We start from the raw sequence: 13,742 nt of genomic DNA on the forward strand, positions 1-13,742 counted from the left end.
TCAAATATCACCGGACAGATGTCCTAATACCATTATTTAATTTTTTAGATTTTTATTTTTTGAATTATTTTAGACTTTTCGCAGTGCAATCATATTATAATTTTTGAAGGTAAAGCTGAACGACCACTTTATCTTTCAATTAAAGGAGAAGAGGTTGAACTAAAAGATGCCTCTGATCTCTGGGGTAAGACTGTTTATGAGACCACTGATCTTTTGATTGAAGAAGCCGGAGATAAAAATGCAAGAGTCAGCTGTATTGGTCCGGCCGGTGAAAACTTAGTTAAATTTGCTTCAATTATGAATGAAAAAGACAGAGCTGCCGGTAGAACTGGAGTCGGTGCAGTAATGGGCTCCAAGAATTTAAAAGCAGTTGTGGTTAAAGCAGATGAAAAACAGGTTGAGTATTTTAAAGATGAAATGATGAAGGTTGTCAAAAAGCAGACTAAGATGCTGAAAGAAGATGGAGTTACTGGAGAGGGATTACCTGCTTTAGGTACCAAAGTACTGGATAATATTATTAATTCTACTGGTCTTTATCCGGCCCACAATTTTCAGCAGGGTACCTTTGCTGGTGTAGACGAAGTTTCGGGAGAAGCACTTGTCGAAAAAGGTTATCTGCAGTCTAATAGCGGCTGTTATGGCTGTCCAATTCGCTGTGCCAGAAATACTAAACTCCCTAATGGCCAGCAGGGAGAAGGTCCAGAATACGAGTCAGGCTGGGCATTTGGAGCTGATTGTGGAGTCAATGATCTAAATGCAATTACTCAAGCTAATTTCCTCTGTAATGATCTGGGCATGGATACTATTACCGCAGGTACAACTATAGCCTGTGCCATGGAGTTATATGAAAAAGGGTATATAGATAAAGATGAACTGGAAAATGGTCCAGAATTAAATTTTGGTTCTTCAGAATCAATAATTTATTACACTGAAAAGATGGCTTACCGCAAAGGATTAGGTGATAAATTAGCAGAAGGTTCATATCGCCTGGCAGAGTCTAAGGGACAGCCTGAACTTTCAATGAGTGTTAAAAAACAGGAACTTCCTGCCTATGATCCCCGAGGAGTTCAGGGCCAGGGACTTAATTATGCAACTTCTAACCGCGGCGGCTGTCATGTTCGAGGTTATATGATCTCACCTGAGGTTTTAGGTTCTCCCGAAAAACTGGATCCACAGGAACTGGAAGGTAAAGCTGGCTGGGTTAAAACATTCCAGGATTTAACAGCTGTTATTGATTCGGTTGGAATGTGTCTTTTTACTTCCTTTGCGCTGGGACTTGATGATTACAGAGAGATAGTTAATGCCGGGACCCAATTTGACTATACTTCTGATTCCTTACTTGAAGCCGGGGAGAGAATCTATAACTTAGAGCGTCAGTTTAACCTGGAAGCTGGAATTTTGCCAGAGGAAGATAAATTACCTGCCCGTTTTGATGAACCACTACCTGAAGGCCCTCAAAAAGGTAAAAAGTCAGAGTATAGACAAATTTTACCGGAGTATTATGAGGTCAGAGGCTGGCAGGAAGATGGCTGGATTAGTGATCAGAAATTAACTGAGATGAAGATTAAATAGTCGAAAAATAAATTGCAGTCTAGATTAAATTAACTTAGCCTCGTAAATCCATCCAGTTCTCCGCCGGGAACTGGGTGGAATTTTAATATTAAAGGGTGATAAATATGGCATTAAAAGTTAAACTTTATTCCTTATTTAGGATTAATTTGAATACAAAGAGTGTTGAATATGAACTTGAAAGTGATATTACTATTACTGAGTTAATCAAAAAATTGGATCAGGATTTTGAAGGCTATTTTACCCAGAAATTACTGAAGAAAGATGGCAGTATTGCTCGAGGAACAATAATTTTAGTAAATGGTCAAAATATCTTTCATCTTAATAAACTTGAGACAAAAGTTTCTGATGGAGATGTTGTTACTCTTTTTCCTCCATCGGCAGGAGGTTAATTATGAAAGATTATCTAAAAAGACAGCAGAAATTATTTACTGCAGCACAGCAGCAGAGGCTGGAAGAATTAAATATTATGATTGCCGGTACCGGGGGCCTGGGTACCAATCAGGCATTACAGCTGCAGCGGATTGGGATCAATAAAATTTATCTCTATGATTATGATCAGGTGGAAGTCAGTAACCTCAATCGACAGCTCTGTTATGGGAAAAAGGATATTGGCCGCTTAAAAGTAGAGGCAGCAGCTGAATTTTTAAATGAATTTGATTTAGAGACTGAGATTATTGCCAGAAATGAAAAGATAACTCTGGAGACTGAAGTTCCAGAAGATATAGATATCATTTTTGACGGCATGGACAATTTTGAGTCGCGCTTTATTTTAGATCAGCTGGCCGTAGAAAATGAGCTTCCCTTTATCCATGCCGGGATAGAAGAATTTTTTGCCCAGATCATGCTGGTACTGCCCGAAAGTGAGCTGCGCTTAAAAGATGTTTTTACCGGTTCAGATAAGCAAGAAGCCCCCGCAGTTTTTTCCCCGGCTGTAACAGTTACAGCTTCGATTCAGGTGCTGGAAGCTTTAAAGTATCTGCTTGCTTTTGATGATTATCTAGAAAATCAGCTTTTGCACATTGATCTATTGAGCAGTCAAATGGAAAAAATAGATTTAAAATAATTTGAAAGCTGCCAGAATAAAATATATTACTTTTAAAACGAATTGTAATTTCTACACTTGATAAAACAAAATTTCTTTGTTAGCCTTAAACTCAGGAGATGATAATATGCAGACAGAAATATATCATTTGTTTCACAGTGGAACCGCAGTTAGAGTTGAAAATAAATTATTTATATTTGATTATTATAAAGATCAGCCCCAGCAGGAAAAGACTCTGCAGAGTTCTCTGGAAAAAGGAATAGTGAGAGAAGACAGCTTTAAAAATATAACAGAAGCCTATGTTTTTGTTTCTCACAGTCACCACGATCACTACAATCAGGTTATATTTGATTGGGAAAAATATTGTAATCAGATAAATTACATTTTAGCAGCTGAGGTAGAACCAGCTACAGAGCTAAAAAATAAGGATAACCTTTATTTAATGGAAAAAGACGAAAAACTGCAGCTGGAAAATATTAATATTTCAAGTTATGGCAGCACAGATAAAGGTGTTTCTTTTCTGGTTGAGCTTGAGGATTTATCAATTTTTCATGCCGGAGATTTAAACTGGTGGAAATGGAAGAAATTTACCGAAAAAGTTCAAAAAAGAGAAGCAAGAGAATATAAAAGAGAAGTAGAAAAATTTAAAGATAAGCAGATAGATATTGCTTTTGTTCCGGTTGATCCAAGATTAGAGGAGCATTATTATCTGGCAGGAGAGTATTTTATTGATCAGGTTAAGCCGGCGCTTTTTGTGCCAATTCATTTTGCTGATAATTATGATGTGACAAAATTTTTTCGAGATCGATTTAATTCAAATCAGACCCGAGTTGCTGAGATCACTGAGCCGGGAGAGAAGATACTGTATACCAGAAAATAAATTTAAGGGAATTTATTATTTTTATTATGAGCCATAGTTAAAACCTTCAAATGATTTGCTTTGGTCCTTATATCAGAACAGGTTTTAGCTGCGGCTCTAAATTTTTGTCTGTTGTATTTAATTTTACAGGGAAGTATTTCATTAAAGAACTAATTAATTTTGGAAATTGCTTGACAATTATAATTAATTAATTTATACTTAAAATACGTTGAATCAATATTTTTTTAAAAGTTTTTGCACACGTGTTCAAAAAGTTGATATATAAGTTTATAATTTACATAAGACTAATGAGGTGTTTTAGATGACAACTATGAAAGACATTGCAGAAAAAGCAGGGGTATCACGTTCTACAGTATCTAGAGTTATTAATGGTCATGATTCAGTGAAGGAAGAAAAAAGACAAAGAATACTAAAAATAGTTAAAGAGCTGAACTTTAAGCCAAATAAAGTTGCTCAAAGTTTAGTTAGCAATCAATCTTATTTAATAGGTGTCATTGCACCTAATATTTCTAACCCATTTTACAGTGAAATTATTGAAGCACTTGAGATTGAGGCAAATAATAAAGGATATAATATTATTGTTTGTAATTCTGCTGGTGATATAAAAAAAGAAGAAAATTATATTGATATTTTATTTGGTCGTCAGGTAGATGGAATAGTTATTATTCCTTCAAAATTTAAGCTAAGTCATTATGAGGAATTAAAAGATAATGATATTCCTGTTGTAACCTTAACTAAAGATATTAATAAATTTGATTCAGTTTTAATTTCTCATCAAAAAGGTGGGGCTCTGGCTGCAAAACATTTTATGGAAATGGGACATCAACAATTTGCTTTTATTGGCCCACATCCAGATTTAGAAGGGAAACTTAAAGGTTACGAAAAAGAATTAGAGAAGAAGAATATTTCAATTGATAAAAAAAATTATATAGAATGTAATTTTTCTGGAAGATCCGCTTCTCAAAAAGTTTATAATGCAGTTAGTAAATATCTCAATGATTACGGACTTAAGGCTACCGCTTATTTTGTTGGCAATGACCTTGGAGCTTTTGGAGCTATCCATGCTTTTTATGATGCCGGGTATAAGATTCCAGATGATTTATCAATTGTAGGTTTTGATAATACATTTTTTGCTTCTGAAAGTAGGCCAACTTTAAGTTCTATTGCTCAACCAATTGATAAGATGGTAAAGGTTACTATTGATATATTACTAAGAAGATTAAAGGACAAAGACAACTTAAATTTTGAACATAAGTTTTTAGAACCAGAGTTAATTGTTAGAGAATCAAGTGATTATAAAATAAAATAATTTTTTTCAATTTTTGAACGCGTGTGCAAAAACAATGGAGGTGATTAAAAAATATCTTTAAAATTATAATTTTTAGATTGAAATTAGTTAATAAAAAAATTTAGGAGGAAAATAATGAGTAAAAAATTATTAGTTTTTATGCTTTTAGTTTCTGTATTATTGGTGGGACAAACTGTTATGGCGGCAGATTTTAATCAATCACCTGTATTAGATGAAAAAGTTGAGAGTGGTGATCTACCTGGAATAGAGAATAGACTACCAGATCAACCTTTTGTAGTTCAGACTGGAACCCAGGTACCCGAAAAATATCTAGACTATCAGATAGGTGAATATGGGGGGACCCTTAACCTTGTTTCTGTAGATGCAGTAGTGCATGAATTGTTTTTAGGATTTGGAACTCCTGTTTTGAGAGCTCCCGGTCAAACGACTGAAAATCCTAAACCTGCGATTGTAAGTGAATATAAGCATAATGAAGACTATACAGAATTTGAGTTTAAAATCCGTGAAGGATTAAGATGGTCTGATGGAGTAGAAGTTACAACTGAAGATGTCAGATTTGCTTTTGAAAATTTTTATGCTGACGAAGATGTTGCTGAGCAATTTCCTGCCATGTTAAAAGATCCAAATGGCAACCCCGGTCAGCTAGAAGTGATTGATAAATATCGTTTTAAAGTTAAGTTTTCAGAAGAATTCGGCTGGTTTGAAACTCAGTTAGCTTCCTGGATTACTGACTATACAAAAATATTCAAACCTGCTCATTATTTAAAACAATTTCACAAAGATTTTACTCCAGTAGAAGAAATGCAGGCAGAAATTGATGAGGAAGGTTTAACAAGCTGGTCAGAATTATTAACCCTGAAAGATATAAACCACTGGGAATTAAATCAACCATATTCTATTGGAGCACCAGTACTTACAGCCTGGATGCCTGTACAAATTGATTCTAATGTAATGAAGTATCAAAGAAATCCATATTACTGGAAAGTTGATCAAGAGGGAAATCAGCTTCCATATATTGATAACATAAAGGTAGCAAAAGTTAATAAACAGGAATCAATTGATATGAGAGTCATCTCTGGCAATGTTGATCTTCTTTCTCAGAGTGCAACCTTAAATAAAATGTCGTTATATAAGCAGAATGAAGTAAAAGGGAATTACAATACTATTCTTACTGGTTCAATAAATAATCCTCCCCTTCTCTTTTTAAATCAAGATTACAATTATCAAAAAGAAGATAGTGTCTGGCAGGATTTAATGCAGGATCCAGATAAGAGATTCGCAAAAGCATTGGCCTTAGCTATTGACTCTGAAGATGTGAATAACAGTATTTATTTTGGTCGTTATGGCAAAAAAGGTTTAACTGCAACTCATGATCCTGAAAAAGCAAGAAAATTATTAGCTGAAATTGGGATGGATAAATTTGATGATGAAGGTTATAGACTGGCACCTGATGGCAGCAAATTTGAGTTTGTGATTTCCGTTACTGATCATGCTCCAGATATTGTGCCACTATCTATACTTTTAAAACAGCATATTGAGAATATAGGAATTAGAACTACAGTTGATCAAATGGGTATAGATTTATGGTGGCAGCGAAACTATAATAATAAATTTATGGGCTCAATTCACTGGAATGATGGTCCAATCTGGCCTTCCGGAATTTCCGAAGATTATCTGCCGGATTTTAAAGGTTCCTGGGCTCCAGCTTCTTATGATAACTATCTTGGTTTGGGAGGCAGAACACCACCAGAATATTTGCAGAAATTCTTTGATATCCATACAGCAAGAAAGAAATATCCTGCTCAATCTAAAAAAGGTAAAGAATTATTTGCGAAACTGGAGAACTGGTTTGATAACAATTTTGTAATGCTCTATCCTGTAGCAGACGTTACAAGTCCTAATATTATTTCAAAAGATTTAGGAAATGTGCCTGCTGAAGGTTATCCATGGGGACTTGATATTCCAAGAAATATTGATCAGTTATATTTTAAAAAATAGAACAGTAATTTAATAAAGTAGCAGCTGGGTTCGACCTGGCTGCTATTAAATAAAATTTAAAGAGGGGGAGAAGAGTTGGGTAATTATATTTTACGAAGATTTTTAGTGATTATTCCCTTACTAGTAGTTATTTCAGTTATTTCTTTTATAGTAGTTCAATTACCGCCTGGAAGTTATGTTGAAACATATATTCAGAATTTAAAAAATCAGGGATATCAACCTGATGAAAAAGAAATAGAAAGGCTTCAAAGTAGATATGGACTAAATCAGCCGGCCTATATACAATATTTTACCTGGATGAAAAACATGATTTTTGAAGGTGATATGGGGAGGTCTTTTGTCTATAAACAGCCGGTCAGCGAAATCATAGCTGAGCGAGCACCAATGACAATTATGATTTCTATGATGGCAATGTTATTGCAGTGGATTGTAGCTGTCCCAATTGGAATATTTTCAGCTCGTTATCAATATTCAATTTTTGATTATATTGTCACTTTTTTTGGTTTTATTGGTCTGGCTTTACCAAACTTTTTATTTGCACTTGTCTTAATGTATTTTGTTTATGTTCATACAGGCTGGGCAGTTGTTGGTATATTCTCACCTGAATTTGTTGATGCATCCTGGTCTTTTGCTAAATTATTGGATATGATGAAAAACCTCTGGATTCCACTGGTAGTAATTGCTACAGCTGGAACTGCAGGTTTGATAAGAACTTTAAGAGGAACCCTGCTTGATGAATTAAAAAAGCAGTATGTTACCACAGCCAGAGCAAAAGGGATGAAAGAAAGAAAATTGATTTTAAAGTATCCTGTTCGAGTTGCAATAAATCCTTTAATTAGTACAATTGGCTGGATGCTTCCGGCAATTGTCGGGGGAGAGGTTGTTGTATCTCAGGTATTAAATTTAAAAACACTTGGACCAGTATTATTGGGTTCAGTTAAAAGTGAAGATATGTATCTTGCAGGTGGAATTATAATGATCTTAAGTTCACTGACGGTAATTGGAACTCTGCTGTCAGATATTTTATTAGCCTGGGTAGATCCAAAAGTAAGGTATAAATAATTAGGAAAGGAGTGTTGAAATGGCTGAATCTAAAAGTTCTATTTTCAAAAAGTTTCTCAGTTATATTAAAAATATATTTTCTAAAAATAAAAAAGAAGAATATAGGAGTTTAGAATATGCATCGCAAAGTCAGCTGATCTGGTACCGTTTTAAAAAACATAAACTGGCGTCGCTTGGTTTGACAGTTCTTGCAATTTTATATGTCACATCCATTTTTGCGGGCTTTGTGGCTCCCTATGCTCATACTGAAAGAATTGATGATTATAAATATGCTCCACCAACTGAAATTCATGTAATAAGTGAAGAAAATGGTTTAAGAACTCCCTTTGTTTACAGCTACAGTAAAGAATTAGATACCGAAACTTTTCAGTATGAATATGTAATTGATAAAACTAAAGAATATTCTCTTAAACTATTTGTAAAATCTGAGCCCTATAAATTATTGGGCTTTATACCAATGGAACATAAACTATTTGGAACCGGAGATAAAGATGCACCTGTATTTTTATTTGGTACAGATAATTTGAGCCGTGATATATTTTCTAGAATTTTATTTGGTGGTCGTGTTTCATTATTTGTTGGTTTTGGAGGAGTATTTTTAAGTTTTATTATAGGTAGTTTACTTGGAGGTATTTCAGGCTATTTTGGTGGAGTTATTGATGAAATAATTATGAGGGCTGTTGAATTATTGATGAGCATACCTAAAATTCCTCTCTGGATTGCTTTTTCTGCAGCTGTACCCAGAGACTGGACTGCTGTTCAAACTTATCTTGCGATTACTATGATTTTAGCTTTAGTGGGCTGGACAGGTCTGGCGAGAGTTGTTCGCGGTAAATTAATGTCTTTAAAAAATGAACAGTTTGCAATGGCGGCAAGGGCTGCAGGGGCCAGTGATTTCAGAATCATCACCAAACATTTACTTCCTGCATTTATCAGTTATTTAGTTGTTCACCTTACTCTAGCAATTCCAGGAATGATTTTAGGCGAAACTACCCTGAGTTTTCTGGGGCTCGGTATTCAGCCTCCTGCTGTCAGCTGGGGAACACTGCTGCAGGACGCACAGGATCTTACAGTCTTAGCAGATTACCCCTGGCATCTAATTCCAACTGTTTTTGTAATCGTAACAGTTTTAATGTTCAACTTTATTGGCGATGGACTCAGAGATGCTGCCGATCCATATTCCAGCAAATAGAAGGGGGGAGTTTATAATGAATAATAATGAAAATATTTTAGAGATGAAAAATTTAAAAACACATTTTTTTACCGATCGCGGTACGGTCAAAGCAGTGGATGGAGTTAATTTAAGTGTTAAAAGGGGTAAAACTCTGGGGATTATTGGAGAAAGTGGTTGTGGTAAATCTGTAACTGCTCATTCCATTTTAAGATTAATCCCATCTCCTCCCGGTCAAATTGTCGATGGAGGTATTCAATATCAGCAGAAAGATAATAATATTATAGATCTGGCCAAATTGGATGCCAGAGGAGATACGATCAGAAAGATAAGGGGAAATGAGATTTCAATGATCTTCCAGGAACCGATGACATCTTTTGGTCCTCAATATACAATTGGTTATCAGATAATGGAAGCTATATTGATTCATAATCCTGAAATGGCAGAAACGAAAGCAAAAAATAAGACAATCAATTTATTAGATCAGGTAGGTATTCCAAAGGCAGAAGAGAGGATAGATTCCTATCCCCACGAGTTTAGCGGAGGTATGCTGCAGAGAGCGATGATTGCCATGGCTCTATCCTGTTCACCAAGACTTTTAATCGCTGATGAGCCCACAACTGCTTTAGATGTAACAGTTGAGGCCCAAATACTAGAATTATTAGAAGAACTGCAGGATGAAACCGGAATGTCGATTATTATTATTACTCACAACCTGGCGGTTGTTTCCGAAGTGGCCGATCAAATTGCAGTAATGTATTTAGGTAGAGAAGTTGAATTTGCCGATTCAGACCAAATTATAGATAATCCACTTCATCCTTATACTAAAGGCTTATGGAATTCAATTCCTTCTTTAGATGGTGAATTGGAAGAATTAAAGCCGGTAAAGGGGACAGTTCCTGATCCTATAAATATCCCTGCTGGATGTCCTTTTGCTGATCGCTGTCCGGAAATGATGGCTGGAGTTTGTGATCAGGGTAATCCACCAGAAAAAATCGAGGTGGAAGAAGGCCACTTTGTTCGATGTTTTCTGTATAGTGAATAAGCGAAAGGAGGAAAATTAATGCAGCAGGATACATTAGTTGAAATTGATAATTTAAAGCAATATTTTGCTATAGAAAAAGGGATTTTTAATCGTAAGGTTGGTGAGATTAAGGCAGTAAATGGAGTTAATTTAAAAATAAAAAGGAGAGAAACACTGGGCCTCGTTGGAGAGAGTGGTTGTGGTAAATCTACTTTAGGTAGGGCAGTCTTAAGACTGCAGGAGCCAACTGCTGGTGATGTTTATTTTAATCAGGAAAATGAAAAAGTTTCAGTTCTTGAGTTAAATAAAAAGGAGATGCGTAAAGTTCGGGCCAATATGCAGATGATTTTTCAGGATCCTTTTTCATCACTAAATGAAAGAATGACAGTAATGGACAATATTATTGAGCCGCTTGTGGTTAACAAGATAGGGGATAAAGCCAGTCGAAAAAAGAGAGCAGGAGATTTATTAGAAGAGGTTGGTTTAAGAAGAGAATATTTAAGTCGTTATCCTCACAGTTTTAGTGGAGGTCAGCGCCAGCGGGTTGGAATAGCCAGAGCCCTTTCTATTAAACCACAGTTTATTGTTGCCGATGAACCTGTTTCTGCACTTGATGTTTCAGTTCAGGCTCAAATATTAAATTTATTAAAAAAACTACAGAAAGAACTTGATCTTACATTTTTATTTATTTCTCATGATCTGGGAGTTATTCGTTATGTTTCAGATAGAATTGCTGTTATGTATATGGGAAATATTGTGGAGATTGGAGAAAGGGAAGAGTTGTTAAGAAACCCTCATCATCCTTACACTGAAGCGCTTTTATCTGCAGTTCCAAGGGCAGGACAGAGCAGAAATAGAATAGTGCTAGAGGGTTCTACACCTGATCCTATTAACTTACCATCAGGATGTATTTTCAGGACACGCTGTCCTTATGCGGAAGAGAAGTGTGCGGAGCAAAAACCTGAGTGGGAAAATATTAAGGGAGAGCATTTTGCGGCCTGTCATTTCAAAGATTCACTTGAATTAAAAGGAATAAAAAATAGAAAAAGAGCATAAATTAAATGAAAAAATGGATATTATTTAAAATATGAAGGATGGATAAAATGATTGCAAATAATTTATATAAGGAAAAATACAGACTGCAGTATCACTTTAGCCCGGAAAAAAACTGGTCAAATGATCCAAATGGAATGGTATATTATCAGGGAGAATACCACCTTTTTTATCAGTATAACCCAGCAGATGTTGTCTGGGGACCAATGCACTGGGGACATGCTGTCAGTAAAGACTTAATTCACTGGGATCATTTACCGGTTGCACTTGAACCTGATGCTGAACTTGGTATGATTTTTTCGGGGTCTGCAGTTGTAGATAAAAATGATACTACCGGATTTTTTGATGGTGGTGAGGGACTTGTAGCAGTTTATACCACTCATCTTGAAAGAGAAGAAGGTCCATTACAGCAGCAGGCAATTGCCTACAGTAAGGATAGTGGCCGCAGCTGGATAAAATACGAAGGAAATCCTGTTATCAGAAATTATGGGGTTGAAGATTTTCGTGATCCTAAGGTCTTCTGGCATCAGGAAACTGAAAAGTGGGTAATGGTTATTGCCTGTTATGATAGAGTTAGATTTTATAATTCTCCAGATTTAAAAAAATGGAAATATTTAAGTGAGTTTGGTTCCGAACTGGGGAGCCATGGTGGAGTCTGGGAATGTCCTGATCTATTTAAACTTCCAGTTGAAAAGAAAAATAAAATTGAAGCCAGTAATAACGAAAAAGAGAAATGGATTTTACAGATTGGAGACCAGCAGGGGGGAGAAGCAGGAGTTTCCACCCAGTACTTTATCGGAGAATTTGATGGTATGAGATTTAAAGCTAATGAAGAAAAAAGTTATAAAGTAGATTTTGGTCAGGATTTATATGCTCTGCAGAGCTGGTCTAATATGCCTGATCAAAGAAGAATCTGGCTAGGTTGGATGAATAATATTGCTTATGCTGAAGACATTCCAACAGATGGATGGAAAGGGATGATGTCAATTCCCAGAGAGCTGTCGTTAAAAGAAACTGAGGCTGGATTGAGGCTAATTCAAAAACCAGTAAAGGAACTGAAACAGCTTAAAGAAGAATTTTATCATCAAGAAAATTTTCTCTTAAAAGATAAGCTTTCGATTCCCTGTGATTTACAAAGCTATCATCTAAAAGCACAATTAGAGATAAGTGATGAGAGCAGTTTCAGTCTTGCCCTACATAAAAAAGATGAGCAGCAGTCACTATTAAATTATGATGGGAAAACAAATACTTTTACCCTGGATTTAAGTAAAACTGGGCTGGTGAATTTTAATCATAATTACTTGAAACAGAAAAAAATTAATAGAATCAGCAGCAGTAATAATTTAATAGTAGATATTTTAGTTGATCAATCGTCACTAGAGATTTTTATTGACGAGGGTGAAATTTCAATTACTGATTTAGTTTTTCCAGAGGAAAAATCAAATGAAATTGAACTAATTGCAAATAAATCTGAAATTAAAATAAACAGTTTTAATGTGCTTAAAATTAATAGTATATGGTAATAACTTAATAATTCTCATCTCAGCGGTCAAATCAACAGCGGATTTTAGTTCAGATTAAAAATAACTGAGCGAAAAAATTATCCCTAAAAATGTTGATTTGGCTCTATTTATGTTATAATAAAGGAAATATTATTCAATTTAATAAGGAGGACTTTTTAATGCAGGGAGTAATAACTTTAGGTGAAGCCTTAATTGACTTTACACCATTAGATGATCAAAATAGGGACTTTCGTAAAAATCCAGGTGGAGCACCCGCCAATGTTGCTGTTGCTTTAAGCAGACTGGGAGTAAATACAAGCTTTATTGGTAAAGTGGGAGATGATGTTTTAGGTAAATTTTTGGCTAAAAAGTTAGAGTCAGAAAAAGTTAATATTGATAATTTAATTTTAACTAATGAGGCAAAAACTGCAATTACTTTTGTCACTTTAGATCAGGATGGAGACCGCAGCTTTGATTTTTACATAGATCCCAGTGCTGATAGATTTTTGCGGGCAGATGAGATTGACACTGAGCTTTTTGAGCAGAATAAAATTTATCATTTCGGTTCAATTTCCTTGATTGATGAGCCGGCAAGATCAGCAACGAAAAGAGGGATAGAGCTGGCACGTCAGAATGAAATGCTGATCTCATATGATCCTAATTTAAGAGAAATGCTCTGGGATTCTCTGGCTGAAGCAAAAGAAATGATCTTATCTGTAATGGATGAGGTGGATATCGTTAAAGTTTCTGAAGAAGAGTTAGAGTTTTTAACTGGAGAAGAAGATATCAAAAAGGGTGCCGAAAAACTAAAGGCAGAGTATAAAATACCTATTTTATTTATCACCTGCGGCAGTAAAGGCTCTTATTATTTTTTAAATGATTTAGGTTTTGTCGATGCTTTTGAGGTAGATGCAGTTGATACAACTGGAGCTGGTGATGCTTTTATGTCAGGAGTATTATATAATTTTAATCAGGTTGATTTAACCCTGGCAGAAATTGATAACAAATTTTTAGAAAAAACGCTTAAATTTGCAAACTATTCCGGTTCTCTTGCTGCTTCAGCTACCGGAGCAATGGCAGCACTGCCAACTCTGGCAGAGGTTCAGGAATTAGAATTATAAACAGGGAT

The 13,742-nt window shown here is 35.3% G+C and carries 11 protein-coding genes and 1 pseudogene; all 12 read left to right on the forward strand.

From position 1 onward, the window contains the following. Positions 1 to 93 precede the first annotated feature (93 nt). Positions 94 to 1,572, forward strand: a pseudogene (locus DFR79_RS02690) (aldehyde ferredoxin oxidoreductase family protein); the annotation flags it as partial. Between the two features lie 104 nt (positions 1,573 to 1,676). Beyond that, positions 1,677 to 1,961, forward strand: coding sequence for a ubiquitin-like small modifier protein 1 (locus tag DFR79_RS02695; RefSeq protein ID WP_133513967.1), 285 nt, complete (start codon positions 1,677 to 1,679; stop codon positions 1,959 to 1,961). Positions 1,962 to 1,963: 2 nt separating this feature from the next. After that, complete coding sequence (locus DFR79_RS02700; protein WP_133513968.1) at positions 1,964 to 2,635, forward strand: HesA/MoeB/ThiF family protein; 672 nt, start codon at positions 1,964 to 1,966, stop codon at positions 2,633 to 2,635. A 106-nt stretch (positions 2,636 to 2,741) separates the two neighbouring features. Continuing rightward, positions 2,742 to 3,494 carry an MBL fold metallo-hydrolase gene (locus DFR79_RS02705; protein ID WP_133513969.1) on the forward strand — a complete coding sequence of 251 codons (753 nt, stop codon included), beginning with the start codon at positions 2,742 to 2,744 and terminating at the stop codon, positions 3,492 to 3,494. Between the two features lie 301 nt (positions 3,495 to 3,795). After that, positions 3,796 to 4,803, forward strand: coding sequence for a LacI family DNA-binding transcriptional regulator (locus DFR79_RS02710; protein WP_133513970.1), 1,008 nt, complete (start codon positions 3,796 to 3,798; stop codon positions 4,801 to 4,803). A 114-nt stretch (positions 4,804 to 4,917) separates the two neighbouring features. After that, positions 4,918 to 6,801, forward strand: a complete 1,884-nt coding sequence (locus DFR79_RS02715) for an ABC transporter substrate-binding protein (RefSeq protein WP_133513971.1) — start codon at positions 4,918 to 4,920, stop codon at positions 6,799 to 6,801. 75 nt (positions 6,802 to 6,876) lie between these two features. Next, entirely contained in the window at positions 6,877 to 7,863 is a 987-nt protein-coding gene (locus DFR79_RS02720; protein ID WP_133513972.1) for an ABC transporter permease, read from the forward strand. Between the two features lie 19 nt (positions 7,864 to 7,882). Then, positions 7,883 to 9,055, forward strand: a complete 1,173-nt coding sequence (locus DFR79_RS02725) for an ABC transporter permease (protein ID WP_133513973.1) — start codon at positions 7,883 to 7,885, stop codon at positions 9,053 to 9,055. A gap of 16 nt (positions 9,056 to 9,071) precedes the next feature. Next, entirely contained in the window at positions 9,072 to 10,079 is a 1,008-nt protein-coding gene (locus DFR79_RS02730) for an ABC transporter ATP-binding protein (protein ID WP_166637951.1), read from the forward strand. Positions 10,080 to 10,097: 18 nt separating this feature from the next. Then, complete coding sequence (locus tag DFR79_RS02735) at positions 10,098 to 11,114, forward strand: ABC transporter ATP-binding protein (protein ID WP_133513974.1); 1,017 nt, start codon at positions 10,098 to 10,100, stop codon at positions 11,112 to 11,114. A gap of 47 nt (positions 11,115 to 11,161) precedes the next feature. Next, on the forward strand, positions 11,162 to 12,634 hold the full coding sequence (locus tag DFR79_RS02740; RefSeq protein ID WP_166637952.1) for a glycoside hydrolase family 32 protein: 1,473 nt from the start codon (positions 11,162 to 11,164) through the stop codon (positions 12,632 to 12,634). Between the two features lie 158 nt (positions 12,635 to 12,792). Continuing rightward, a complete protein-coding gene (locus DFR79_RS02745; protein WP_133513976.1) occupies positions 12,793 to 13,734 on the forward strand; it encodes a carbohydrate kinase family protein in 942 nt (313 codons plus the stop codon). Positions 13,735 to 13,742 lie beyond the last annotated feature (8 nt).

The organism is Halanaerobium saccharolyticum (genome assembly GCF_004362045.1).
In the GTDB taxonomy this organism is placed as follows: Bacteria; Bacillota; Halanaerobiia; order Halanaerobiales; family Halanaerobiaceae; genus Halanaerobium; species Halanaerobium saccharolyticum_C.

Coding starts and splice junctions, on each gene's coding strand:
- DFR79_RS02710 (WP_133513970.1), top strand. CDS start 3,796: ATGACAACTATGAAAGACATTGCAGAAAAAGCAGGGGTATCACGTTCT.
- DFR79_RS02715 (WP_133513971.1), top strand. CDS start 4,918: ATGAGTAAAAAATTATTAGTTTTTATGCTTTTAGTTTCTGTATTATTG.
- DFR79_RS02700 (WP_133513968.1), top strand. CDS start 1,964: ATGAAAGATTATCTAAAAAGACAGCAGAAATTATTTACTGCAGCACAG.
- DFR79_RS02725 (WP_133513973.1), top strand. CDS start 7,883: ATGGCTGAATCTAAAAGTTCTATTTTCAAAAAGTTTCTCAGTTATATT.
- DFR79_RS02745 (WP_133513976.1), top strand. CDS start 12,793: ATGCAGGGAGTAATAACTTTAGGTGAAGCCTTAATTGACTTTACACCA.
- DFR79_RS02735 (WP_133513974.1), top strand. CDS start 10,098: ATGCAGCAGGATACATTAGTTGAAATTGATAATTTAAAGCAATATTTT.
- DFR79_RS02740 (WP_166637952.1), top strand. CDS start 11,162: ATGATTGCAAATAATTTATATAAGGAAAAATACAGACTGCAGTATCAC.
- DFR79_RS02705 (WP_133513969.1), top strand. CDS start 2,742: ATGCAGACAGAAATATATCATTTGTTTCACAGTGGAACCGCAGTTAGA.
- DFR79_RS02730 (WP_166637951.1), top strand. CDS start 9,072: ATGAATAATAATGAAAATATTTTAGAGATGAAAAATTTAAAAACACAT.
- DFR79_RS02695 (WP_133513967.1), top strand. CDS start 1,677: ATGGCATTAAAAGTTAAACTTTATTCCTTATTTAGGATTAATTTGAAT.